Annotated in this window: 26 protein-coding genes and 1 pseudogene; 14 read left to right on the forward strand and 13 right to left on the reverse strand. The window is 66.6% G+C overall.

Features of this window, described 5'->3' with window-relative positions; all coding sequences use genetic code 11:
- Window positions 1–65 precede the first annotated feature (65 nt).
- A pseudogene (locus N5C88_RS13290) lies at window positions 66–803 on the reverse strand (YoaK family protein); the annotation flags it as partial.
- A 129-nt stretch (window positions 804–932) separates the two neighbouring features.
- Window positions 933–1,979, reverse strand: a complete 1,047-nt coding sequence (locus N5C88_RS13295; protein WP_059379543.1) for an aldo/keto reductase — start codon at window positions 1,977–1,979, stop codon at window positions 933–935.
- 320 nt (window positions 1,980–2,299) lie between these two features.
- On the opposite strand from N5C88_RS13295, the gene N5C88_RS13300 reads away from it, so the two are divergent.
- The 9 genes from N5C88_RS13300 to N5C88_RS13340 all read left to right on the forward strand — a co-directional run bounded on the left by N5C88_RS13300 (window position 2,300) and on the right by N5C88_RS13340 (window position 10,137).
- Window positions 2,300–3,262: an AraC family transcriptional regulator gene (locus tag N5C88_RS13300; protein WP_059379544.1), complete on the forward strand. Its 963-nt coding sequence runs from the start codon at window positions 2,300–2,302 to the stop codon at window positions 3,260–3,262.
- Window positions 3,263–3,379: 117 nt separating this feature from the next.
- Window positions 3,380–4,681, forward strand: coding sequence for an alanine racemase (locus tag N5C88_RS13305; protein WP_280015464.1), 1,302 nt, complete (start codon window positions 3,380–3,382; stop codon window positions 4,679–4,681).
- A gap of 3 nt (window positions 4,682–4,684) precedes the next feature.
- On the forward strand, window positions 4,685–5,353 hold the full coding sequence (locus N5C88_RS13310) for an amino acid ABC transporter permease (RefSeq protein ID WP_118933731.1): 669 nt from the start codon (window positions 4,685–4,687) through the stop codon (window positions 5,351–5,353).
- An 11-nt stretch (window positions 5,354–5,364) separates the two neighbouring features.
- Entirely contained in the window at window positions 5,365–6,015 is a 651-nt protein-coding gene (locus N5C88_RS13315) for an amino acid ABC transporter permease (RefSeq protein WP_054457830.1), read from the forward strand.
- Window positions 6,002–6,742 carry an amino acid ABC transporter ATP-binding protein gene (locus tag N5C88_RS13320; RefSeq protein ID WP_118933730.1) on the forward strand — a complete coding sequence of 247 codons (741 nt, stop codon included), beginning with the start codon at window positions 6,002–6,004 and terminating at the stop codon, window positions 6,740–6,742. Before N5C88_RS13315 ends, N5C88_RS13320 begins: the two co-directional genes overlap by 14 nt.
- Window positions 6,743–6,766: 24 nt before the next feature.
- Window positions 6,767–7,552 (forward strand): transporter substrate-binding domain-containing protein, encoded by a 786-nt coding sequence (locus tag N5C88_RS13325; protein ID WP_059379547.1) that lies wholly within the window; start codon window positions 6,767–6,769, stop codon window positions 7,550–7,552.
- A gap of 22 nt (window positions 7,553–7,574) precedes the next feature.
- A complete protein-coding gene (locus N5C88_RS13330; RefSeq protein ID WP_059379548.1) occupies window positions 7,575–7,922 on the forward strand; it encodes a RidA family protein in 348 nt (115 codons plus the stop codon).
- A gap of 66 nt (window positions 7,923–7,988) precedes the next feature.
- Window positions 7,989–9,023 (forward strand): succinylglutamate desuccinylase/aspartoacylase family protein, encoded by a 1,035-nt coding sequence (locus tag N5C88_RS13335; protein ID WP_280015465.1) that lies wholly within the window; start codon window positions 7,989–7,991, stop codon window positions 9,021–9,023.
- 25 nt (window positions 9,024–9,048) lie between these two features.
- Window positions 9,049–10,137, forward strand: coding sequence for a LacI family DNA-binding transcriptional regulator (locus tag N5C88_RS13340; RefSeq protein ID WP_059379550.1), 1,089 nt, complete (start codon window positions 9,049–9,051; stop codon window positions 10,135–10,137).
- Between the two features lie 31 nt (window positions 10,138–10,168).
- Here N5C88_RS13340 and N5C88_RS13345 read toward each other — a convergent pair whose 3' ends face one another.
- Entirely contained in the window at window positions 10,169–10,987 is an 819-nt protein-coding gene (locus N5C88_RS13345) for a fumarylacetoacetate hydrolase family protein (protein WP_059379551.1), read from the reverse strand.
- A gap of 107 nt (window positions 10,988–11,094) precedes the next feature.
- On the opposite strand from N5C88_RS13345, the gene N5C88_RS13350 reads away from it, so the two are divergent.
- From N5C88_RS13350 to ycaC, 3 genes are all read left to right on the forward strand, one after another.
- Window positions 11,095–12,042, forward strand: coding sequence for a LysR substrate-binding domain-containing protein (locus N5C88_RS13350; RefSeq protein ID WP_059379552.1), 948 nt, complete (start codon window positions 11,095–11,097; stop codon window positions 12,040–12,042).
- A 113-nt stretch (window positions 12,043–12,155) separates the two neighbouring features.
- Window positions 12,156–12,833 (forward strand): hydrolase, encoded by a 678-nt coding sequence (locus N5C88_RS13355; protein ID WP_054457838.1) that lies wholly within the window; start codon window positions 12,156–12,158, stop codon window positions 12,831–12,833.
- Between the two features lie 58 nt (window positions 12,834–12,891).
- Window positions 12,892–13,518, forward strand: coding sequence for an isochorismate family cysteine hydrolase YcaC (gene ycaC, locus N5C88_RS13360; RefSeq protein ID WP_118933728.1), 627 nt, complete (start codon window positions 12,892–12,894; stop codon window positions 13,516–13,518).
- A 79-nt stretch (window positions 13,519–13,597) separates the two neighbouring features.
- Here ycaC and N5C88_RS13365 read toward each other — a convergent pair whose 3' ends face one another.
- Window positions 13,598–14,746, reverse strand: a complete 1,149-nt coding sequence (locus tag N5C88_RS13365; protein WP_059379554.1) for a sterol desaturase family protein — start codon at window positions 14,744–14,746, stop codon at window positions 13,598–13,600.
- Window positions 14,747–15,002: 256 nt separating this feature from the next.
- Between N5C88_RS13365 and N5C88_RS13370 the strand changes: the two genes are divergently transcribed.
- Both N5C88_RS13370 and N5C88_RS13375 read left to right on the forward strand, forming a co-directional pair.
- Window positions 15,003–15,227: a YdcH family protein gene (locus N5C88_RS13370; RefSeq protein WP_013395499.1), complete on the forward strand. Its 225-nt coding sequence runs from the start codon at window positions 15,003–15,005 to the stop codon at window positions 15,225–15,227.
- Between the two features lie 177 nt (window positions 15,228–15,404).
- A complete protein-coding gene (locus N5C88_RS13375) occupies window positions 15,405–16,007 on the forward strand; it encodes a LysE/ArgO family amino acid transporter (RefSeq protein ID WP_118933723.1) in 603 nt (200 codons plus the stop codon).
- A 28-nt stretch (window positions 16,008–16,035) separates the two neighbouring features.
- Here the strand turns inward: N5C88_RS13375 and N5C88_RS13380 are convergent, their stop codons facing one another.
- The 9 genes from N5C88_RS13380 to N5C88_RS13420 all read right to left on the reverse strand — a co-directional run bounded on the left by N5C88_RS13380 (window position 16,036) and on the right by N5C88_RS13420 (window position 24,048).
- Entirely contained in the window at window positions 16,036–16,350 is a 315-nt protein-coding gene (locus N5C88_RS13380; RefSeq protein WP_059379562.1) for a hypothetical protein, read from the reverse strand.
- Window positions 16,351–16,363: 13 nt separating this feature from the next.
- A complete protein-coding gene (locus tag N5C88_RS13385; RefSeq protein WP_118933721.1) occupies window positions 16,364–17,074 on the reverse strand; it encodes a GntR family transcriptional regulator in 711 nt (236 codons plus the stop codon).
- 154 nt (window positions 17,075–17,228) lie between these two features.
- Window positions 17,229–17,645 (reverse strand): PaaI family thioesterase, encoded by a 417-nt coding sequence (locus N5C88_RS13390; RefSeq protein WP_059379564.1) that lies wholly within the window; start codon window positions 17,643–17,645, stop codon window positions 17,229–17,231.
- Window positions 17,642–18,649: a zinc-binding dehydrogenase gene (locus N5C88_RS13395; RefSeq protein ID WP_280015466.1), complete on the reverse strand. Its 1,008-nt coding sequence runs from the start codon at window positions 18,647–18,649 to the stop codon at window positions 17,642–17,644. Before N5C88_RS13395 ends, N5C88_RS13390 begins: the two co-directional genes overlap by 4 nt.
- On the reverse strand, window positions 18,646–20,190 hold the full coding sequence (locus N5C88_RS13400) for a class I adenylate-forming enzyme family protein (RefSeq protein WP_280015467.1): 1,545 nt from the start codon (window positions 20,188–20,190) through the stop codon (window positions 18,646–18,648). The genes N5C88_RS13395 and N5C88_RS13400 overlap by 4 nt, the downstream gene beginning before the upstream one ends.
- Window positions 20,187–21,284: a M14 family metallopeptidase gene (locus N5C88_RS13405; RefSeq protein ID WP_059379567.1), complete on the reverse strand. Its 1,098-nt coding sequence runs from the start codon at window positions 21,282–21,284 to the stop codon at window positions 20,187–20,189. The genes N5C88_RS13400 and N5C88_RS13405 overlap by 4 nt, the downstream gene beginning before the upstream one ends.
- Window positions 21,285–21,304: 20 nt before the next feature.
- Complete coding sequence (locus tag N5C88_RS13410) at window positions 21,305–22,087, reverse strand: ABC transporter permease (protein ID WP_118933718.1); 783 nt, start codon at window positions 22,085–22,087, stop codon at window positions 21,305–21,307.
- An 11-nt stretch (window positions 22,088–22,098) separates the two neighbouring features.
- Entirely contained in the window at window positions 22,099–22,932 is an 834-nt protein-coding gene (locus N5C88_RS13415) for an ABC transporter ATP-binding protein (RefSeq protein ID WP_251881197.1), read from the reverse strand.
- Window positions 22,933–22,950: 18 nt separating this feature from the next.
- Window positions 22,951–24,048, reverse strand: a complete 1,098-nt coding sequence (locus N5C88_RS13420) for an ABC transporter substrate-binding protein (RefSeq protein WP_118933716.1) — start codon at window positions 24,046–24,048, stop codon at window positions 22,951–22,953.
- Between the last annotated feature and the right edge of the window lie 10 nt (window positions 24,049–24,058).

Genomic DNA, 24,058 nt, shown 5'->3' on the forward strand with positions numbered 1-24,058 from the left:
GCGGGGCATTGTAGTTCGCCGGCGCGGCGGCGGGCGTCCCGGCCCTACATGCGCGGCAGCAGGCTGCGGATGTCGTCCACGATGGGCACCGCGGCCAACGCCATGAGCATCAGCGCCAGCGGCACCGTCGAGCCGAACCCGAAGTTGAAGAAGGAATACGCGCCCGTCACGCCGCCGACGAAGAACAACGACACCAGCACGGTGAGCACGACAAGCTTGCTACGGTCCGCGCGCACCGGCCGCATGGATGCGGGATCCCCCTTGGCCATGTTCCAGTAAAACAGCTTGCCCAGTTCTATGCCGATATCGGTGACCATGCCCGTCACGTGCGTGGTGCGGATCTCGGAGCGCGACAGCTTGGTGATCATGGCGTTCTGCAGACCCATGATGTAGCAAAGCAGCATGACGGTGCCCGGCACATAGAACCAGCGCAGCGTCTCCAGGTTGGCGCCAAGCAAGCCGAAGCCCAGCAGCAGCACAGCTTCGTATAGCAGCGGCATGGCGTATTCGCTGGTCAGGCGCGAGCGGCGCCCGAAGTTGATCAGGAAGGCCGAGCTGGCGGCGCCGGCCAGAAAGGACAGCAGCGCCGCCAGGCCCTGCAGCACCACGATCACCCCGCCCAGCGCCAGGTTATCGGCCATCATCGAGACGATGCCGGACATGTGCGAGGTGTATTGCTGCACGGCCAGGAAGCCGCCGGCGTTGACCGCGCCGGCGGTGAAAGTCAGGACGTAAGCCAGGTGCCTGTTGGCCTGGGGGCTGCGGCTGACGGCCGTCAGGCGGCGTAGATACGGAATGGCCACGCGTGTCCCTTCAAGACAAGAATCCATACACAGCAAAGTGCATGACATTCTAGTCGCCGCGGCACGGCGCGAGGTCCGGCGCGCCGGCCGCCAGCCATGCCGGCGGCGGCCCCGCCCGCCTCCGGCGTTTTACACCGCGCCGGATTCGCTCAGCTGCTTGCGCCGGTATTCGCCCTGGCGCACATGCATCCAGCCCGGATACTCCGGCGGCAGGGCGCTGACCTGGTCGAGTTCGGCCAGTTCGTCCGCCGTCAGGCGTATCGCCGTGGCCGCCAGATTGTCGTCCAGCTGCTCCACGCGCTTGGCGCCGATGATGACGCTGGTCACGGCCTGCTGGTGCAGCAGCCAGGCCAGGGCTACCTGCGCCACCGATACGCCGCGCGCGCCGGCGACGCGCCGCAGGACCTCGATGCTGTCATAAGCGCGTTCCTGGTCCACCGGCGGGAAGTCGAAGGCGGCGCGGCGGCTGCCGGCTTCGGCCTGCCCGTCGCGGCTGTACTTGCCGCTGAGCAGGCCGCCCGCCAGCGGACTCCATACCATCAGGCCCACGCCTTCGCTTTGCAGCATGGGCACGATCTCGCGCTCCAGGTCGCGGCCGGCGATCGTGTAATAGGCCTGCAGCGATTCGAAGCGCGCCAGCCCCAGGCGTTCAGCGATGCCCAGCGCCTTCATGATCTGCCAGGCGGCCCAGTTGGACACGCCGACATAGCGCACGTGGCCATGCTGCACCAGATTGTCCAGCGCCCTGACCGTTTCTTCCACCGGCGTGGCGGGATCGAAGCCATGGATCTGGTAGAGGTCGATATGATCCAGCTGCAGGCGCGACAGGCTCTTCTTGACGCCGTCCATGATGTGCGAACGCGAGTTGCCGCGCGCATTGACGCCGGCGCCCGTCTGTCCGAACACCTTGGTCGCGATCACGACGTCCTCGCGCGCCACCTTCAGGTCGCGCAGCGCCTGCCCGGTGATGACCTCCGAGCGGCCCTCGGAGTACACGTCGGCCGTGTCGATGAAATTGACGCCGGCATCCAATGCGCGGCCCACCAGCCGGTTGGCGTCTTCCTGCTGCAGGCTGCCGATCTTGCTCCACAGTTCGCCTTCGCCGCCGAAGGTCATGGTGCCCAGGCAGAGTTCCGACACGAACAGGCCGGTGCTTCCGAATTTCTTGTACCGCATGGTTGCGCTCCTTCAAGGGCTGGGCGGGAGCCGGCGCTCCGGGATGGAATGGCCGCGGCCCGCCTGCCGGGATGAAGGCAAGTATGCGTCCAGGGGCCGGCGCGGACGCTGCTTGATCCTGCCCTTTTTTTGCCCAATCCTGCAGCGCTGCCCCGCCTGTGGCGCCTGGCCGCTTATTCCTCCGAGTTTTCTGCCCATTTCTCCATGAAAAGCGCCACCGCCTGGACGCAAGCTCGCTTAGGCATACACTGAAAGCCACCCAATCCTCCGACTTTCTGCCGCCCTATGCCTACCCGGCACGGCGCGCCACGGGAGCCCCCATGACCATCACATCCGCACTTGCCGCCAGCGTCGCCGTCCCGGCCCTGGACGTCGCCTATGAGCCGGCGCGGCGCGAACTGCTCTGCACGCTGGAACGCATGACCGGAGACCTGGAGGGTTCGCTGGATACGCCCATCGAGGGCCTGTTCCTGCACCGCATTTCGCAGCCCACCGGCGCCAAGCCCGGACTGCAGAAAGCCGCCCTGGGCGTTATCGCCCAGGGATCCAAGCGCCTGCTCATCGGCGATGAAGCCTACGAGTACGACCCCTTCCATTACCTGATTTCCTCGGTGGATCTGCCGGTCGTGGCCAAGGTGTCCGTCGCCAGCCCGACCCTGCCCTATCTGGGCTTGCGGCTGGACCTGAACGTAGAGGAGATCACCGCGCTGATCAGCGACGACAGCCTGCCGCCGCAACCGCCGGCCGAGGCCGCGCGCGCGCTCTGCGTCAATCCGCTGGGCGGCGCGCTGCTGGACGCGGTGCTGCGCCTGTTGCGCCTGCTGGACACCCCGCGCGACATTCCCATCCTGGCGCCCCTGGTCAAGCGCGAGCTGCTGTACCGCCTGCTGATGAACGGCCAGGGCGCGGTGCTGCGCCAGTCGGTGCTGCAGGACAGCCAGCTCAACCGCGTGGCCAAGGCCATCCGCATCCTGCGCGACAACTATGCCCTGCCCCTGCGCGTGGAAGAGATCGCGCGCGACGTGCACATGAGCGTGTCCTCGCTGCATCATCATTTCAAGCAGGCCACCGCCATGAGCCCGCTGCAATACCAGAAGCACCTGCGCCTGCAGGAAGCGCGGCGCCTGATGCTGACCGATGACGCCGGCGTGGCGCTGGCGGCCCATTCCGTGGGCTACGAAAGCTCGTCGCAATTCAGCCGCGAATACAGCCGCCTGTTCGGTTCGCCACCTTTGCGCGACAAGCAGCGCTGGAAGGACGAAACCGCCTCGGCGCCAGCCTGAGCCGCCGGTCCGGCATCCCTAGGGGATTGCCCTAATCCTAATTTGACAACGTTACCATTAGACTGCCGCCATCAAATGATAACGTTGTCATAACCCTGATTTTTCTTCGGCGGCCACATGAATCCCTTCCTGGAAACCCTGCTCGATACTCCACTGGACGACACCTACCGGGGCATTCCTCCGGGCGAACCCGCCGTCCCGCTGCGCGGCGTCGCAGCCCGGGGCTGGCAGCCCAGGAGCGGCAACATGGCCCTGCCCGTCCTGACGCTGGATGAGGCCGCCTTCGCCCACAACGTCGAGCAGATCTTCCAGTACGCCCGCAGCCACGGCGCGGCGCTGGCGCCGCATGCCAAGACGCCGATGTCGCCGCAGATCGTGCAGCGCCTGCTCGACTCAGGCGCCTGGGGCGCCACCGTCGCCAACCTGCAGCAGGCCGCCGTGCTGTTGCGCGCCGGCGTATCCCGCCTGATGCTGGGTAACGAGATCGGCGGCGCGGCCAGCGGCGCCCGCCTGGGCAAGCTGCTTGCAGGCTACCCCGACGCGCGCCTGCTGGCGTTCGCGGACTCCGCCGACACCGTGCGTTCGCTGGCCGCCGCGGCCGCTGAAGCCGGCCGGCCCGTGGAGGTGCTGGTGGAAGTCGGCGGTGGCCGCGCGGGCGCGCGCGACGATGCCGCGGTCGCGGCCATCCTGGCCGCGATCCGCGAGCAGGGCGACAAGCTCGCGCTGGCGGGCGTGGCCACCTACGAAGGCGCCGTCGCCAGCTCGGACGCGGCGCTCACCGCCAGCAATATCGCCGCGCTGATGGAGCGCGCCGCCCGCGCGTTCAAGGCAGTGCGCGCGCTGGCGCCGCACGCGCCGCTGGTGTTCACCGCGGGCGGCTCGGCCTTCTTCGACCATGTCACGCAGGCGGCCAAGGGCTGGCTGGCCGAGGACGGCAATGCCCAGCTGGTGCTGCGCAGCGGCGCCATCTTCTTCCATGACCACGGCACCTACCAGCGCGCGCTGCAGGCCATGGACGCCCGCGCGGGCTTCCAGGTCAACGGCCAGGCGCGCAACGCCGCCGCCGACTTCCGGCCGGCCCTGCGCCTGTGGGGCGAAGTCCTGTCGCGCCCGGAACCGGGCCTGGCGATCTGCGGCTTCGGCATGCGCGACGTGTCCTACGACCAGGACCTGCCCGCGCCGCTGGCCGCCTTCCGCGGCGGCGCGGCCCTGCCCGGCTGGGATATGCAAGCCCGCGTCACGCGGCTCAACGACCAGCACGCCTTCCTCGCCATCGCGCCAGCCAGCGAGCTGGCGCCGGGCGACGTGATCGAGTTCGGCATCTCGCATCCCTGCACCTGTCTGGACCGCTGGCGCGTCTTCTTCGGCCTGGACGCGGACGGCCGCGTGCAGTCGGCCTACCGCACGTTCTTCGGATAAGCCATGCAACAGCTGAACTTCCAACAGATCTGGCGCTACCGCGAACAGCTCTGGGACGGCATCCAGGTCACGCTGGAGCTGACCGTCATCGCCGTGGTCGCGGGGCTGGCCATCGGCCTGGCCGGCGCCCTGCTGACGCGCCATGGTCCCAGGCCGGTCAAGCTGGCGCTGCGCGCCTATGTCGAGGTGTTCCGCAACACGCCGTCGCTGATCCAGCTGTTCGTCGTGTTCTTCATCCTGCCGGGGCTGGGCCTGCGCATGCCGCCCTTCGTGGCCGCGGCGCTGGCGCTCAGCCTGTATTTCGGGGCCTACGCCATCGAGATCCTGCGCGCCGGCCTGGACTCCATTCCGCGCAGCCAGATCGAGGCCGGCCATTGCCTGGGCCTGAGCACCTGGCAGGTGTACCGCCACATCGTGCTGGCGCCCGCCCTGCGCAACGTCTACCCCGCGCTGGGCACGCAGCTGGTCATCCTGCTGCTCGGCACCTCGCTGGCCTCGCAGGTATCGGCCGAGGACCTGTTCCATGCCGGCAGCTTCATCGAAAGCCGCACCTACCGCAGCTTCGAGGTCTATGCCGTGATCTGCGGCATCTATTTCACGCTGGTGCTGATCACCAAGGCCTTGCTGGCCCTGGCCGGCAGCCTGGCCTTCACCTGGCCCGTGCGCCGCTAGGAGTCGCGAGCATGCGTACGTTTACCCTGAGTGATTTCGCCTCCCTGCTCAGCGCGCTGCAATGGACCGTGGCCCTGGTGCTGATCGCGCTGGCCATCGGCGCGCCGCTGGGCCTGGGGCTGGCGCTGCTGCGCGGCCACCGTTCGGCGCCGCTGCGCTGGCTGGCCGCGGCCATGCAGCAACTGGTCCAGGGCGTGCCGCTCCTGGGCCTGCTGATGTTCTTCTACTTCGGCATGCCGGTGTTCCTGGGCATCGAGGTGCCCGCGCTGACCGCCGTCAGCGTCGCCTTCATCATCTACACGGCGGCCTTCCTGGGCCAGATCTGGTACGGCGGCATCCAGGCCGTGAAGCACGAGCAATGGGAAGCGGCCGCCTGCCTGGGTCTGTCCAAGTGGCACCAGTTCCGCCACGTGATCGCGCCGCAGGCGTTCCGCCTGTCGCTGCCGCCCACCGTGGGCTTCCTGGTCCAGCTCGTCAAGGGCACCTCGCTGGCCTCGGTGGTGGGCTTTGTCGAACTGGCGCGCGCCGGGCAGATCGCCAGCGCGGCCACCTTCCAGCCCTTGCTGGTCTATTCCTGCGTCGCGTTGCTGTACTTCGCGGCGTGCCTGCCCCTGACGATGTGGGCCCGTAACCTGGAGGGCCGCTTCCATGGCGCTCGTTGAAGTCTCCAACATCCACAAACGCTTCGGCGCCAACGCGGTGCTCAACGGCGTCTCGCTCGAGGTCAACGAAGGCGAGATCGTCACCATCATCGGCCGCTCCGGCTCGGGCAAGTCCACCCTGCTGCGCTGCCTGAACGCGTTGGAGACGGTGGATGACGGCGACATCCGCATCGGCGGCGAACGGATCCACGCCGGCATGCCCGGCCTGCGCCAGTTCCGCCAGCGCGTGGGCATCGTGTTCCAGCAGTTCAACCTGTTTCCGCACCTGAACGTGGAACGCAACATCACGCTGGCGCCCACGCTCAACGGCAAGATCGCCAAGTCGCAGGGCCGCGCGCTGGCGCTGGACGTGCTGCGCCGCGTCGGCCTGGCCGAAAAGATCGACGCCTATCCGGCCCTGTTGTCGGGCGGCCAGCAACAGCGCGTGGCGATCGCGCGCTGCCTGGCCATGGCGCCGCAACTGATGCTGTTCGACGAAGTCACCTCGGCGCTGGACCCCGAGCTGGTGGGCGAGGTGCTGAAGGTCATGGAAGACATGGCGCGCCAGGGCATGACCATGGTGCTGGTGACGCATGAAATGGCCTTCGCCCGCAACGTCGCCTCCAAGGTCGTGTTCATGCACCAGGGCCGCGTCTGGGAACAAGGCCCGCCCGCCGAACTCTTCGCCAACCCCCAAACCCCCGAGCTGCGCCAATTCATCGGCACGGCCGCGCCTTCCTCCCACTAAGTCATCCGCCACTGGAGTCATTGCATGAAACTGTTCGCCAAGCTGGCCGCCGCCGCGGCCGTCTGTCTCTCCCTGGCCGCGCCCGCCTCGGCCGCCGACAAACTGCAGGACGTGCTGGGCGCGGGCAAGCTGCGCGTGGGCGTGCTGATGGACGCCGCGCCCTGGGGCTTCAAGGACGCCAAGGGCGAGGCCGCGGGCCTGGACATCGACCTGGCCAAGCTCATGGCCGCCGACATGGGCGTGAAGCTGGAGCTGGTGCAGGTCACCGGCGCCAGCCGCATTCCCAGCCTGCTGGCCGGCAAGGTCGACGTGCTGATCGCGGCCGCCGGCGCCACCCCGGAACGCGCCCAGCAGGTCATGTTCTCGCAGCCCTATGCCGCGGTGAACCTGGGCGTCTACGGCGGCGCCAGCATGCCGCAGGCCAAGACCGTGGACGAACTGAAGGGCCACAGCATCGCCGTCGCCAAGGGCTCCACGCTGGACATCTGGCTCACCGACAACGCGCCGGGCGCCAAGCTGGTGCGCTTCGAGGACACGCCTTCGGCCGTGGCCGCCTATCTGGCCGGTCAGTCGGAGTCGTTCGCCGAGAACAGCGCCATCGCGCTCAAGGTGGCCGAGGACAACGCCGCGAAGGCGCCCGAACTCAAGTTCCTCATCCGCCAATCGCCCGCCCACGCCGCCGTGCAGCAGGGCCAGCAGAACCTGCTGAACTGGATCAATACCTTCCTCTTCACCAACCGCCTGAACGGCAAGCTGCCGGCGCTGCAGCAAAAGTGGTTCAAGGAAGCCCAGACCCTGCCGCAGATGTAAACGGCTTCATCAAAGGACTCGCATGATCAAACGCTACAAATCCGGCTCGCGCATGAGCCAGGCCGTCTCGTACAACGGCTTCGTGTTCATCGCCGGCCAGGTGGCCGACAATCGCCAGGGCTCGCTGGAATCACAGACCCGCGAAGTGCTGGCCAAGATCGAAGCGCTGCTGGCCGAGGCCGGCAGCGACAAATCGCGCCTGCTGGCCGTGGACGTGTTCCTGCCCGCCATCGGCGACTTCGACGCCATGAACAGCGTCTACGACGCCTGGGTCGACCCCGCCAATCCGCCGGCCCGCGCCTGCGTCGAGGCCCGCCTGGCCGACCCCGACCTGCGGGTCGAAATGACCGCGGTCGCCGCGCTGCGCTAAGCGCGCCTTGCTGCGGCCTTCCGATCCCTCTTCGCGCCGCCTCGCGCGGCGCTGTTGTATCTCCCCATGCATACCGGCCTGTTTCACGACATAGATTTCGATGCCGACGGCAAGGCGCTCAGTTTCCTGGGCACCCCCTACTCGGTGGACCGTTCGCCTTACTACCAGATCAAGACGCCCATCTGCCGCATCCGCAACGGCAGCGGCCCGCGCGTGCTGCTCATGGCGGGCAACCATGGCGACGAATACGAAGGCGAAGTCGCCCTGGGCCGGCTGATCCGCCGCCTGGATCCCGCCCGCATGCGCGGCGAGGTCACCATCCTGCCGCTCGCCAACCTGCCTGCGGTGATGGCGGCGCGGCGGCGCTCGCCGCTGGATAACGGCAACCTCAACCGCGCCTTCCCCGGCGTGCCCGGCGGCACCCCGACCGAGCGCCTGGCGCACTTCCTCGAACACGAACTGTTCCCGCGCCACGACGTGGTGTTCGACATCCATTCCGGCGGCACCTCGATGGCGCACCTGCCCACCGCCCTGATCGAGCGCCAGGACTCGCCCGGGCGCATGGCGCGCGCGCTGGACCTGATGGGCTCGCTGGGCATGGGCCACGCCTTCGTCGCCGCCAATGGCCGCGATGCGCCCACCTCCATGGCGGCGGCCGCGCGCGCCGGCGCGATCGGCATCAGCGGCGAGTTCGGCGGCGGCGGCACGCTGACACCCGCCACACTGGCCGCGACCCAGCGCGCCATCGACAACCTGCTGCAGAAGCTGGGCGTGACCGACGCACCCGTGCTCGGCCCGCACCAGCCCGGCGCGCCCGCCATGCAGCTGCTGGAACTGGACAGCCACGAACAGAACATCTTCGCCACCCGGCGCGGCTGGTTCGAGCCGGCGGTGGACATCGGAGCCAGCGTGCGCGCGGGCGACGTCGCGGGCTACTACCATGACCTCAACCAGCTGGACACGGAAGAGGAAGTCCTGCGCTTCCGGGTATCGGGTATCGTGATTTCGCGGCGGCTGCATACCGACTGCGAATCCGGCGACAGCCTGATCCAGGTTGCGCGTCCCGTCGGCCAGGCTGATATCCTGACGCCTGCCGCCTGATCCCGGAACAATCAAAAGAAACCGCATGACCCACCGGCCCGCGCCTCCTTCCGCCCCCACCTACGACGACGTGCTGCGCGTGCGTCCCGAGGGCGCCGCCGCGCCCGCGCGCGCGGCCGCCCCCGCCAAGCCGCCGCGCATCGAGGAAGTGGCCAGGCTGGCGGGCGTATCGCCCATCACGGTGTCGCGGGCCTTGCGCCAGCCCGAGAAAGTGGCTCAGGAAAAGCGCGACCGCATCCTGCAGGTGGTGGCGCAGACCGGCTATGCCTCGAATCCGCACGCGCGCGCCCTGCGTTCCGGGCAGTCCAGCGTGGTGGCGGCGTTCGTCTCCAACATCCTCAGCCAGCAGTTCGCGCTGGCCGTGCAGGGCTGCGCCGAAGTGCTGGAGCCGCAGGGCTATCAATTGATGGTCGGGCAGACCTCGTATTCCTACGCCAAGGAAACCAGCATGATCGCGTCGCTGCGCGCCTTGCGGCCCGCGGCGGTGCTGTTCACCGGCGTTATCGAGCTCGAGGAAAACCGCCAGTCGCTGCGCGAGCTGGGCATCCCCATCATGGAGACCTGGGCCTATCCGCGCGACCCGATCGATATGCTGGTGGGCTTTTCCAACTATGACGGCGGCGTCATGGCCGCGCGCCATCTGGCCGAACGCGGCTATCGCCGCGTCGCCTTCGTGGCGCGCCAGGGCGGCCGCGGCGAACTGCGGCGCCAGGGTTTCAATGCCGCCGCTGCCGAACTGGGCCTGCAGGTGGTGGCGGAACTGGCCGTGGACAATGCGCAAACCATCGCCGACGGACGCGCGGCCCTGGGCCGGTTGCTCGCCATGGGCCAGGCCTTCGACGCCGTGTTCTGCGCCAACGACCTGCTGGCGGTGGGCGCGCTGTTCGAGGCGCGCGACCGCAAGCTGGCGATTCCGCGCGACATCGCCATCCTGGGTTTCGGCGATACCGACATCGCCCGCGAAATCGAGCCCGGCCTGAGCACCATCGGCGTGGACAGCCGCAAGCTGGGCGCCCGCGCTGGAGAACTGCTGCTGCAACGCCTGAATGGCGGCGCGCCCGCCGCGCGCCAGGAAGTGTTCCCGCTGACCTTGAACCAGCGCGCCAGCGCCTAGCGTCCCCTGCGCGTCGGCAACCGGCGCGGGCTCACTCGTCGAACACGATGCGCAGGCCCGGCAAGCCGATGCCGTCGAGCCTGGTGCTCCAGGTTTCGCCCGCGTGCACCGGATAGGCCTTGGTCAACGTGCCGGTCGTGACCAGTTCGCCCGCCTGGATCGCCTCGTCGGCCGGGCGTTCCCCGACCACCTCCAGCAGATGGGCCAGCGCCGCCAGCGGACTGCCCAACACGTTGGCGCCGGTACCGGTTTCACGGCGGATGCCGTTGCAGGACAGTTCCACCCGGAAGTCCGCCAGCCGTTCGATCAGGCCCGGGCCGAGCTCGGCCGGCTCCATCAGCGGCCCGATGTACAGCGCGCCATGCAAGGCGTTGTCCGCCACGGTATCGGCGGCCTGGAACTGCCAGGCGGGATAGTGCGACTGCACCAGTTCGAACCCATGGGCGATCCAATCCACGCATTCCAATATGGCGGCCGGCTCCCGCGTGCGCGGCGGTGCACAATGGAAATGCAGCACGATCTCGGGTTCGATGCGCGGCTCGACATAGCGGCCCAAGCGGCAATGGACTTCGCCGGTGTCGTCATAGACCGCGCTGTGTTCATAGACGCGCCCCCACACCGGAAATTCCACGCCCAGCGCCGCCCACATCGCGGCGTTGGTGAAACCTATCTTGCGGCCGACCAGCAGCGCGCCTTCGGCCAGCCGCGCCTGATGGATGCGAGCAGCCACGTCATAGGCGGCATCCAGGTCGAAGCGCGGACGCCGTGCCGTGACCGGCGCAATGTAAGAGGCATGGTCCTGCGCCGCCTTGATTTCGCGGGCAAGCGCCGCGAGGTCGGAAGCTGGCATGGTGGCTCCTGAGGGTACGCTCAAATGTAAAAGAAAACCTGCCCGCACGGCGCCGCAGCCGTTATATGCTCCCCTTGACGTCCTATTTTCAGAACAGCGGGGAAGCGATGCATGACTTGAATGACCTCTATTACTTCGTCCAGGTCGTCAAGAACGGCGGCTTCGCACCCGCAGGGCGAGCGCTGGGCATACCAAAATCCCGCCTGAGCCGGCGCATTGCGCTGCTGGAAGACCGGCTGGGCGTGCGGCTCATCCAGCGTTCCACGCGCAGCTTCGCCGTGACCGAATTGGGTCAGGAATATTACGAGCAATGCCTGTCGATGCTGGCAGGCGCGGAAGCCGCCCAGGAAGTCATCGACCGCACCCGCGCCGAACCTGCCGGCACCATACGCTTGAGCGCGCCGCCTGCGCTGATCTACTACTTCCTGGGCGACCTGGTGGCCCGCTTCATGGTCCGCTGCCCCAAGGTCCACGTTTACCTGAAGAGCTTCAGCCGCCCCGTGGACGTGCTGCGCGAGGGCTTCGACATCGCCGTGCGCGTGCGCTTCGGCCCCATCGAGAGCAGCGACCTCATCATGAAACCGCTGGGCATGAGCTGCCAGTGCCTGGTGGCCAGTCCGGCGCTGGCGCGCAGCATCAAGCTGCCTGCGGATCCGCAAGCCCTGAACGAACTGCCCACGCTGGCCTTGGGCACGGAACAGCGCGAATCCCATTGGCGGCTGGACGGGCCGGACGGCGCGCGCATCGTCGTGCCGTTCACGCCACGGCTGGTGACGGATGACATGCTGGCGCTGAAGCAGGCCGCCTTGCGCGGCGTGGGCGTGGTCGCCCTGCCCCTGCTCATGATTCGCGACGAACTGGACGCAGGCACCCTGGTGGACGTGGGCGCCCCCTGGCAGCCGGAAGCGGGCAGCGTGCATGCCATTTTCCCGTCCCGCCGCGGCCTGCTGCCCGGCGTGCGGGAGCTGCTGGATTTCCTGAGCTCGGAGTATCAGGACGTGGCCAAGCGCGAACACGACACGCAAGTGCGCCACAAGCTGCCCACCTTGAAGTAGCAGCATGCTCGCGCAGCGTCCGACGAGTGGGACGCAGAAACCCATTTTTCCTGCCTACCCAGCCGCCCGCGTTGCTCCTAGGATGATTAGCCCCACGTCACCAGGAGCACACCATGAGCGTCCCCGCCAACTTCAATGGCCAGCGCCCCGTCATCGATCCCAACGATGCGGTCATGTTGCTGATCGACCATCAAAGCGGCCTGTTCCAGACGGTTGCCGACATGCCGATGACCGAGCTGCGCTCGCTCGCCGGCGCGCTGGCTTCCATGGCCACCCTGGCGAAGCTGCCCGTCATCACCACGGCCTCCGTGCCGCAGGGCCCCAACGGCCCGCTGATTCCCGAAATCCATGAAAACGCCCCGCACGCGAAATATGTCGCGCGCAAGGGCGAAATCAATGCCTGGGACAATCCTGAATTCGTTGCCGCGGTCAAGGCGACCGGCCGCAAGACCCTGATCATTGCCGGCACCATCACCAGCGTCTGCATGGCGTTCCCCGCCATCAGCGCGGTGGCCGAGGGCTACAAGGTCTTCGTGGTGGTCGACGCCTCGGGCACCTACAGCAAGATGGCCCAGGAAATCACCCTGGCGCGCGTGGTCCAGGCCGGCGTCGTACCCATGGACACGGGCGCCGTCGCGGCCGAACTGCAAAAGACCTGGCACCGCGAAGACGCGGCCAAGTGGGCCGAGGTCTACACCAAGATCTTCCCGCCCTACCAGTTGCTGATCGAAAGCTACAACCGGGCCCAGGAAGTCATCAAGAAGGGCGAACAGCTCGACTCGCAACGTTGAGTCCGCCCGGATGTTCCCCGCGCGCCGCAGGGCGCGCAATTCCCTCATGGAGTACGCAATGACCAAGCCCTATGTGAAACTCGACAAGACCCAGGCCGCGGTGCTGCTGGTCGACCACCAGGTGGGCCTGCTGTCCCTGGTCCGGGACTTCCAGCCCGACCAGTTCAAGAACAACGTCCTGGCGCTGGCCGACCTGGCCGACTATTTCAAGCTGCCCACCATCCTGACCACCAGCTTCGAAGACGGCCCCAACGGCCCGCTGGTGCAGGAACTGAAGGACAAATTCCCCAAGGCGCCCTACATCGCCCGCCCGGGCAACATCAACGCCTGGGACAACGAGGACTTCGTCAAGGCCGTCAAGGCCACCGGCAAGAAGCAGCTGATCATCGCCGGCGTCGTCACCGAGGTCTGCGTGGCCTTCCCGGCGCTGTCGGCCCTGGAGGAAGGCTTTGAGGTGTTTGTCGTGACCGACGCGTCCGGCACCTTCAACGAGGTGACCCGCAATGCCGCCTGGAGCCGCATGGAACAGGCCGGCGCGCAGCTGATGAGCTGGTTCGGCGTGGCCTGCGAGCTGCACCGCGACTGGCGCAACGACATCGAAGGCCTGGGGACGCTGTTCTCCAACCACATCCCCGACTATCGCAACCTGATGGCGGCCTACTCCACCGTCAAGGGCAGCAGGTAAGGTCCCCGCCGGCCGCGCCCAGGCGCGTGACCGGCTGGCGCGGACTTCCACGGCGGCGCGCTCCGGGCGCGCCGCCGTTTCATTTCTTGCGGGCGAACGGGTAGGCCTGCTGCGCCAGGAACGTGCCTGGCATGTCGTTGTCCAGGATGCCGTAGTTCTCGGGCAGGCGCTTGCTCACGCCGCGCACCGCCGTGCCGAACGCGTAATCGATGAACGAGAAGTGGGCGGCGTAGTTGCGGTCGATGGCCTCGGTATCCGAGGAGTGGTGCCAATGGTGGAAGTCCGGCGTCACGATGATGTAGCGCAACCAGCCCCAGGGCAGCCTCACGTTGGAATGGATCAGCACCGCCTGGAAGCCGACGATGATGATGTAGGCGTCCAGCACCGGCTTGGAAAAGCCCAGCGCGAACAGCACGCCCAGCACCGCGACCCGCGTGATCAGCAATTCGACGATGTGCAGCCGCGAACCGGCCAGCCAGTCCAGGGTGCGGGTGCTGTGGTGCACCGCATGGATGCGCCACAGGAACGGCACCTCGTGATAGGCGCGATGCGCCGCGTACTGCACCAGGTCAGCCACCAGCACGGCCAGGAACAGCTCCACCAGGTAAGGCAGCGACACGATGGCCTGTTGCAGCGGCTCGTAGGCCGCCCAGGAAAACAGCCGGTGCACGAAAAAGTTGATGCACAGCAGCACCGCCCCCACCGACAGGTGGTTGAACAGGAAGTGCTTCATGTCCACCTGCCATTCGCCGCGGAACACCGGCTGGCCCGGGTACAGCGGGAACAGCTTCTCGAAAATGATGAAGACGGTGCTGGAAGCCAGCAGGTCCAGGATGAACCAGTCCAGGCCCAGGTAGGGATGGTGGCCGGTGTTGGACGTGGTCACCACCACGTTGCTGCCGCCGGCGGCCACCGCGCCGCACACCAGCACGAAAGCGGCGATGTTCAGCCAGCGCTGCCGACCCAGCACGGTGTTGGCCAGCGCGATGGTGCCCGAAATCAACAGCGCGGTGAACAGCAGGCCCCGCATCGCGTCCACGTTGTAGAAGCTGCGCAGCTCCGGCGTGGTCAGGTAGGCGGGGAAGTGAAACGCCAGGACGCCCAGGACCGCCAGGATCGCCAGGAACAGCGCGATCACGCCGCTCATCATGCCCGTACCCGGGTGGATCCTGCCGTCCTGCTTGAAAAGCTGTAAGACCTGGCGAAGGATGGACGCGCGCTGATTCATTTCAAATTTATGGCAGACCACGGGGAAGCGAGTTTATCGCCGGGGACGGATCTCAATGTAATAAAACGTGATCAGGCGCGACAGAATGGCGTCCCTGCCCCCGCTTTGCGCGGTATCAATTCTCAGACGGAAGGCATGCACCCGGATGGTTGACAAGGGCGCGGGGTTGGCGTGTCATGGAATCGAAAGCTTTATGGATCATCAGGTTCCCCGGTTTCCCGCAGTGCCCATCAACCGGTTCTTTAAAGAGGCCCCTATGTTCCCTGAATACCGCCACCTCATTACCCAACTGAAATCCGAAAACGCGCATTTCTCCGCGCTGTTCCAGCGTCACAATGACCTGGACCAGGAAATCAAGAACATGGAGGCCGGTATCCAGCCGGCGTCGGGCAACGAGGTCGAAGTGCTCAAGAAGGAAAAACTGCACCTGAAGGACAAGCTGTACGGCATCCTGCGCGCTGCCGACCAGGGCGGCAGTTGAAGGTATCGCATCGCTGCTGGCGGCATCGGACAACGCCGGTCCCTTGCCGCCATCGTCGGCCATTCTCTGGCTGCCGGAATCTGCGCTGAATTAGGTCAGCTAAATAAGGATTAGGGTAATTAGTTTTCCTAATCTTGCGTCCAAGGCTAGTCTGTCGCCCTTGATCCAAGGTTGACGATGACCACCGCCTACATTCCCGGATTCCTGCTCGGCCTGAGCCTCATCATGGCGATCGGCGCGCAAAACGCGTTCGTACTGCGCCAAGGCCTGCGCCAGGAACATGTCTTTGCCGTCTGCCTGACCTGCGCCCTGTCCGACGCCATCCTGATCAGCGCCGGCGTGGCCGGCTTCGGCTTGGCGGTAGGCGCCCTGCCCTGGCTCGAGTCCGCGCTGCGCTACGGCGGCGCGCTATTCCTGTTCGCCTATGCCGCGCGCAGCCTGATATCGGCGCTGCGCGCCCGCCACGACAGCCTCACGCCCTCGTCCACCCAGACCGCGGGACGCGCCGCCGCGCTGGCGACCTGCCTGGCCCTGACCTGGCTCAATCCGCACGTGTATCTGGACACCGTGGTGCTGCTGGGCTCGGTCTCCAGCCAGTACGACGGCCACAAGACCGCCTTCGCGCTGGGCGCGATATCGGCGTCGTTCGCCTTCTTCTTTGCGCTGGGCTACGGCGCGCGCCTGCTGCGGCCGGTCTTCGCCAATCCCAATGCGTGGCGGGTGCTGGACGGCTGCGTCGCCGCGGCCATGTTCGCGATCGGACTGAAGCTCGTGCTCTGACCCCCAGGGCCGCAGCCCCCTGCGCAGCCTAGCGGCTTTTGCCGGACCCGGCGGACGCGTTCACATAGTCCTTTACCGTGCGGTCCTTGTTGAAGATCACGGTCAGCGTCTGCTGGTTGTCCATCGCGCCATAGGCGCTGTTGTCGAAATAGAACCACGTGGCCGTCGTCAGCCCATCGCGGCCGACGCCTTGCGAGCGGGGCGGGCCGTAGTCCCGCACCATCTCTTCGTAGGTGGTGACGTTGAGCTTGATGGCGGCCACCTTCGATTCGGTCAGCAGGTCGCTGGAACCGCTGGCGCAGCCCGTCACGATGGCGGCCAGGAAAAGCAAGGATGTTCTCATTGTGTGTTCCTTTTCAGGCGTCGTGCAGGTCTTCGACCCCGTCCAGGTAGATCCGGGCCAACCCTTGCGCGATCGATTCCTTGATCTGTTCGGTACGCTTGGAAATATGGCTGCGCAGGTTCCGCTGCGCGGCGGCGAGATCGCCCGCGCGCAGGGCGGCCAGTATCGCAACATGCTCAGCCTGGGTCTTGTCGCGCCCTATGCGTTCCATGTTGATCCAGCGGATGAAACGGATGCGTTCGTTCACGTTGCCCAACACCCGCTGCAATTCCAGATTTCCCGACATCTCCGCCAGCATCTGGTGGAAAGTTTCGTCCAGGTGCACGAGCTGCGTGACCGGCAGGTCCGGCGACTTGCTGCGGCTGTCCGCCAGGAAAGCCTCCAGCGCATCCAGCTTCTGCGGCGTGGCGCGCTCGAAGGCCAGTTGCAGACAGGCGAGTTCCAGCACCTCGCGGGTCTCGTAGAGATCGATCATTTCCTTGAGATTCAGCTGGCGCCGCACATAGCCGCGTCCGGCTTCCTCCAGGAAACCGTCTCGCGCCAGCAGATGCAAGGCCTCCCGCACCGGCGTGCGGCTGACGCCCAGGCGTTCGGCCAGGGCGACCTCGTTGAGGCGTTCGCCGGGTTTGATTTCATAGGAAATCACCATCTCGCGCAGCTTCTCCAGCACGTGCGAGAAAGCGCGTCGACCTTTTTCCGCCGGTTCAATGCTTGTCATGTTCATTGTTTTCGTCTTGGGCTGCGGAAGCCTGCGCCGGCCGCCGGGCATCACGGCGGGAGACGGCGCGGCGGCGAGCGGATCACGTTCGCCGCGGCTGCGAATTCGGCCTCGATCAGAGGGGGGCAAGCGTTGATGATTGTAATGGCTCCGGCCGCGTTCAGGATGGCGTGGCGTAGTTGGCGCGGCCTACCGCCACCAGCTTGTCGGCATCGTCGCGCACCTCCACATCCGACACGCATATGCTCTTGCCCATGCGCAGCACCCGGCCCACGGCGCGCAGGCTGGTGTTGGTGGCCGGACGCAGATAGTCCGTGCGGAAGTTGATGGTCGCCAGCGGCTTGCCCAGCATCATCATCAGCACGTACTGGCCGACCGCGTCTATCATCGCCGCGATCACGCCGCCATGAAATTGCCCGCTGCCCGCCATGCGCTCGAATTCCGGACGCAGCTTCATCTGCATCACGATCTCCTGCCTGTCGTAGTCGGCGGACAGCACGGTAAGCCCCATGAAGCTGTTGAAGGGGGCCCGCTGCAGACGCTGCTGCATTTCTTCGATCGTCATCACTTCGCTCATGGCGTCACCACCACTTTGCCCATGACTTCGCGATCCTCGATCAGGCGCAGCGCCTCGCCCGCCTCATCCAGGCTCAGCACGCGGTCCACCGGAACCTGCATCTTTCCCGACTGCACCAGCGCCAGCAAGGCATCCAGATCCTCGCGCATCCAGCCGTTGGAGCCGCGGATGTTCAGCTCGAAGGTCCAGATGAAACGCAGATCGGTCTGCGGGTCGTAGCCCGCGGTGGCGCCGCAAGTCAGCAGCCGGCCGCCGCGCCGCAGGCAGCGCATGGACTTGACCCAGGTATCGCCGCCGGTGAAGTTCACGGCGACGTCGACGCCGCCATCGAACTTGCGACGGTGCGGCTTGCCATAGAGTTCGTAGATGGCGCGGGCGAAATCCGCCTGCGAGTAGTTGATGACATGGTCGGCGCCCAGTTCGCGCAGGCGCTGCATCTTGGACTCGCTGCTGGCGCAGGCGACGACCTCGGTGCCCGCAATCTTCGCCAGCATCACGCAGCCCACGCCCACGCCGCCGCTGGCACCCAGCACCAGCACTTTTTCCCCGGCCTGGACCTGGCCTATGGTGTGCATCATCCGGTAGGCCGTGCCGAAGGCCACCGGCAAGGCCGCCGCCTGCTCGTAGCTCACCCCGTCCGGGATGCGGATCAGCTGGTGCACGCGCGCCTTGCACAGCTCCGCCAGGCCCCCGTGGACGGTTTCCCCCATCAGGCCGCCCTCGGCGCGGTTGATGGGATCGACCAGCACCCGGTCGCCCACCGCCCAGCCCTCGACGCCCGGGCCGACCTCGACGATCTCGCCGGCCACGTCCAGGCCCATGATGACCGGGAAATCCAGCTTGATGCCCGGCATGCCCCGGCGCGTGAAGACGTCGTGATAGTTGATCGACGTCGCCTTGACCCGCAGGATCACGTCGCCCTCGCCCGCCTTCGGATCGGGGAACGCGGAGTCATATTGCATGACCTCCGGACCGCCATGTCCGTGAATGACTACTGCCTTCATGGATGCTCCTTGCTCTGATTGAGGATGGTTGGGTTGAACATCAGCTCGGCGGCCAGCCGCGCGGCCGCCTTGCGGTTGACCTTGCCCGTGCTGCTGACGGGCATCTCGTCGACAAAGCGCACCGCCCGCGGGTGCTGATAGGCCGGCCCATGAGCCAGCGCGTGGTCCTTGACCTCCCGTTCGGACAAGACCGCATCGGGACGCAGCACCACCAGCGCAACCGGCTTCATGCCCTTGAGCGCATCGGGCAGCGGCACGACGCAAGCCTGGAAAATGGCGGGATGACGCTCCAGCATCTTCTCGACCTCGCCGGGATAGATGTTTTCGCCGCCGCAAACGAACATGTCATCGGCCCGGCCCACGAAGTAATGGAAGCCGTTCTCGTCGCGACGCATCACGTCGCCGGTGATATAGAAGCCGTCCTCCGTCATGGCCGCCGCGGTCTGCTGCGGCAAGGCGTGATAGCCCAGCATCAGGGCCGCGGAGCGGACTTGCAGCACGCCTGCCGCGGCGTCGAGGTTGTCGCCGTCGACCAGCCTCACCTGCACCGCCGGGTGCGGATACCCGACGGACAACACCGGCTGCGCCAGCCCGTCGGGATGCGGGCCGAACACCAGCGCGCCGGTTTCGGTCGCGCCGTAGCCGTTGCCGATGGCCGCGCGCGGAAACATGGCGCGCGCGCTGTCGGCGATGCGTTGCGTGAGCGGCTCGGACCCCAGCCGCACCATGACCACCGAGGACAGGTCCGTCTGCGCCGCCAGCGCGGTCTCGCGGGCCAGCAACGCGATCATGGTGGGTATCGCGGTCAGCCAGGTGCAGCGGTAGCGCGGTATCGCGTCCAGATAGCCCGCGGGTTCGAACTGCGGCATCAGCACCAGGCTGCCCCGGCCCGCGAGCGCCAGCTTGACGGTGTTGAGCGCATTCATGTGATACAGGGGCGCCGCCACCAGGAAGCGGTGGCCTGAGTAATCCGTCGCCGCGATGCGCTGGCGCACCGTCCAGAGGTAGCCAGCGTGCGACAGCATCACGCCCTTGGGACGACCGGTGGACCCGGACGTGTAAAGGAACAAGGCGGCCTGCCCCGGGACCACGGGCTCTGCCTCCCAGGGGCCGGGAACAAGGAACGCGGCATAGCCTTCAGGGCCGTCCGCCCCGAACTCGACCATCGGCAATTGCGCCGTGCAGAGTCCGCGCCGCAACGCGTCGCAGAACACCAGGCTGGCGCCGCAATCCTGCAGGATGAACTCGATGCCTGCCGCTGGCAGCCGGTGGTTCACCGGCACCGCGACCAAGCCGGCGCGCATGATTCCCAGATAGGCGGCCAGGAACTCCATGCGATTGGCCGACAGGATCGCCACCCGCGCGCCCGGGGCCAAACCGCGCGCCCGCAGCCCGCGCGCCACGCCGTCGGCCTGCGCATCAAGCTCGCCATAGGTATAAGTGCGCGGTCCGGCCTCGCCGCCCAGGTCGATCAGGGCGACGGCGCTCGCGTCGTGGTCCGGCGAAAACAGCACGCCCAGGTTGGCGGATGCGGCCATCATGCATCCTTCCAGCCCGTCAGCCCCTCCACCGCCTGCCGCGTGATCTCCTGCGAGTGGCGCAGCGTCCCTTCGCGCCAGATTTGGTCCACCGGGCAGAACGAGTCCAGCAGGTCCGCGCGCAGCATCTCGTAGCGCTCGCTCTCCGGGTCCGCCTTGAATTTCAGCCACAGGTCCAGACGCAGCAAGCGGCGCATGTGCCAGCCGCGCGTGCCGAACTCGATCACGGCGCCGCACATCGGCACGTCGCCCAGGAAGGATTGCACGCCATAGAACAACAGGCCTTGATAATTCGGGCGCGACTTGCCGTGCGGCCGCTGGCCGACGATGCGCTCCTTGCCCCACCACTGCACCGCCAGGTCATGCAGCGGCCCGCCCTCCTCGTTGAAGCACAGGAAGAACGGCTCGCCGTATCCGCCTATGCCCGTATGCCAATCGATCAGGGCGACCTTGCCCGCGCCGGCCAGGTGGTCGCGGACAATGCGCTCCAGCGTCAGGTTGGACCATTCCCGTCCCTTGCCGCCGTAGTTCAGGCCGTCCGGATGGGAGTACTGGCCGCGCGCCAGCGTGTCGTACAAGCGATCCTCGCCATGGCTGGCCGCGAAATCCTCCATGGCCTGCTGCGCGGCCGCAACCTCCGCGCGGCTCCATTCGTCGCGCAGCAGCAGCGGATGCAGCAGCGCATAGTCGGGGTTGGCGGGCGGCGCTCCCTCATGTCCGATGAAGTTTCGATTCAGGTCCACGTTGTTTTCAGTGGTGCGGCTCAGGTGCGCGAAGCCCCAGGGGTTGATGGCATGCACCATGACCACCGCCACGTCCGGGTCGAGCGCCGCGGGGCCGCCGCCCAGCATCCACGCGATCTGCGCGGCCGAGCCGAAGAAGCCCTCGAGTCCGTGCGTGCCGCTGATCACCAGCAGGCGGCGCGGCGCGTCGGCGCGGCCGAAGCAGGCCACGTCGGTCACCAGCGCCGTGCCGCCCGGCGCCCGCGCGCCGGCGTGCGTGTACTCGGCCAGGCGTCCGCCTGCGCCCGCGGCTGCCGCCCGGAACTTGTCGCGCGCCCGGCCATAGTCGAGCGCGTAGCATTGATGGAATTCCATGGATGAGTTCTCCTGTGCGCCTACTCGGCCTGCACGGTGGCCGAGGTCGATTTGTCCCAGAACACCAGCTTGCGGTGCAGGTAGCGGATCAGGTTGGTGCCCGTCAGGCCGATGAACACCAGGCTGAACAGGCAGGCGAACATGGTGGCAACGTCCATGTTGACCGAGGCCGACTGGATCAGATAGCCGAGCCCCTTGCTGGACGAGATGAACTCCGACACCACCGCGCCGATCAGGCTGAGAACCACCGAGATCTGCAGGCCGGCGAAAATGTGACCCGAGGCCGCGGGCAGCTTGACGTGGAAGAACACGTGGCTGCGCGAGGCGCCAAAGGCCTTCATCAGATCCAGCATGGCCGGGTCGGCCTGGCGTATGCCCACCACCGTGTTGATGAACATCGGGAAAAAGCTCATCAAGGCCACCATCACGACCTTGGAGGCCATGCCGAAGCCGAACCAGACCAGCAGCAAGGGCGCGATCGCCACTTTCGGCGTGGACTGCAGGGCGATGATGTAGGGATAGATGAACTGCTCGAAGGTCTCGGACTCGGCCAGGATGGTTCCCACCACCAGAGCCAGCCCGCAACCTATCAGGTAGCCGTACACGGTGCTTTGCAGCGTGAACAGAAAGTGCGGCCAGTATTGGCCGTCGATATAGCCGGTCTTGAGCGCCTGCAAAACGGATTCGGGCGCGGGCAGCAGGTAGTTGGGCACCGAGAACACGCGGATGCTGACGAACCACAGGATCACCAGCAGCACCCCGGTGATCAAGGGATAGAGTATGGATTTGATGGATCGGGACACGAACGTCTCCGCTAGTCGAACTTCACCAACTGATCGAACAGTTCCCGCAGTTCGGCGCACAGGCGCGTGAACTCGGGGTCGTTGAGCGTCGCCAGCGTCCGCGGCCGCGGCAGGTTCACGGAAATCTCGCGGATGATGCGCCCCGGGCGCGCCGACATCACCACGATCCGGTCCGACAGGAACACCGCTTCGGCAATGCTGTGCGTGATGAACAAGGCCGACTTGCGCGTGGCCATCCAGATGCGCTGCAGCTCTATGCTCATGCGGTCGCGGGTCATGGTGTCCAGCGCGGAGAACGGCTCGTCCATCAGCAGCAGCGCCGGGTCATGCACCAGGCCGCGGGCGATGCCGACGCGCTGCTGCATGCCGCCCGACAGCTCGCTGGGGTAGTTGCTCGCGAACTTTTCCAGGCCCACCAGCCGCAACAGTTCCAGCGCCCGGGCGGTGCCGGCCTCGGTATCCTTGCGCAAGGCGCGGATCGGCACCAGCACGTTGTCCAGCACCGTTTTCCAGGGCAGCAGCGTGGGTTGTTGAAACACGATGCCGACGTCGCCGCGCGGCTTGTCGATAGGCGTGCCGCTGAGCAAGGCCTTGCCGCTGGAAGGCGTCAGCAGACCGCTGAACACCTTGACCAGCGTGGACTTGCCGCAACCAGACGGCCCCAGCACCGACACGAATTCACCAGCGCCCAACTGCAGCGACAGATTGTCGACGGCGGTGATCGGTCCTTTGCTGCTGCGGTAGACCACGCTCACATTGTCGGCCGTCAGCAAGGGGCGGCCGGCGGCGTCCGGACGCGCTGGCGAGCGCCCGCCTTCCACCAGGGATAGATTCAGGGAGTTCATAGGGATTCCGGCTCGCATCTACTTGAGCTGCTGGGCCGCTGCCACCACGGCCGCGGCGTCGAAATCATTGATGTCCTTGACGAACTCGTTGGTGTAGAGCGGCTTGACGTCCACGTTGCCGGTGCTCAGCTGTCCGCCTTCGTGCAAAACCTCTACATAGTCCTTCCAGGACTGCTCGGTGTAGTAGCCCATCTTCCCGGCGCCCTGTTCCGGCAGCATGGTGGCCAGGCGCACCTTCAGGATCTGCACGGCGTCCGCCAGCTTTTTCTCCTCGCTCCCCTCGGCCGGCTTGGTGGCCGGATACAGGGTCCAGAAGTTCTTCACGCAGGCTTCCGGATTGGCGTTGCAGGCGACCACGCCCTTGGCCGCGGCGCGCGCGAACGCCACTACCAGTTGCGGCTTGTCGCGCAGGGTATCCTCGTGCGCGATCCAGCCGCTGGAGAACAGTTCGCGATAGTTCTGGCCCATGGGCAGGCGGCGCAGCTCGACGCCCATCTGTTCGATCTGCACGTGGAACGTATCGAACAGATTCAGCGCCTGCACCTTGTCATCGCTGACCGCGCGCAACGCCGTCGCGCCCACGCCCACGGGCACGAACTCATAGTCGCGCTGCAGTTCCAGCCCGATCTTCTTCATCATCGCCTTGGTGACCGCCAGGTTGCCCCAGGACATGGCGCCCACGCCGATCTTCTTGCCTTTGAGGTCGGCAAGCGACTGGACCGGACTGTTCTTGGTGACGACGACGTCGAACGGCGACAGGTAGATGCCGTTGTAGAACATCTTGACCGGCAGGGGATCGCGGCCCGGCTGGCGCGAGATCACCAGCGGATCCGGCGTGATCCAGCCGAAAGTGATGTGCTTCTGCGTGACCTGCGGCAGCATCACCGCGGCCCCCTGAAAGAAGGTCGCCTGTACGTCCAGGCCCGCTTCCTTGAAGTAGCCCATGCCCACCGCCATCAGCGTGGGAGCGTTGGAAAGCGAAATGTTGGTGCCGTAGGCGAACGTGACTTTCTCCGCCGCGTTCGCCGCGCCGCCAGCGGCGCTCAGCGTCACCAGCGCTGCGGCTGCCAGGATCCCCCGCCGGACGCGGCGCTTCGGATTTGCGATACCTATCATGCTGCTGCTC

Source organism: Achromobacter sp. GD03932, from assembly GCF_029839485.1.
Taxonomy (GTDB): domain Bacteria; phylum Pseudomonadota; class Gammaproteobacteria; order Burkholderiales; family Burkholderiaceae_B; genus Achromobacter; species Achromobacter bronchisepticus_A.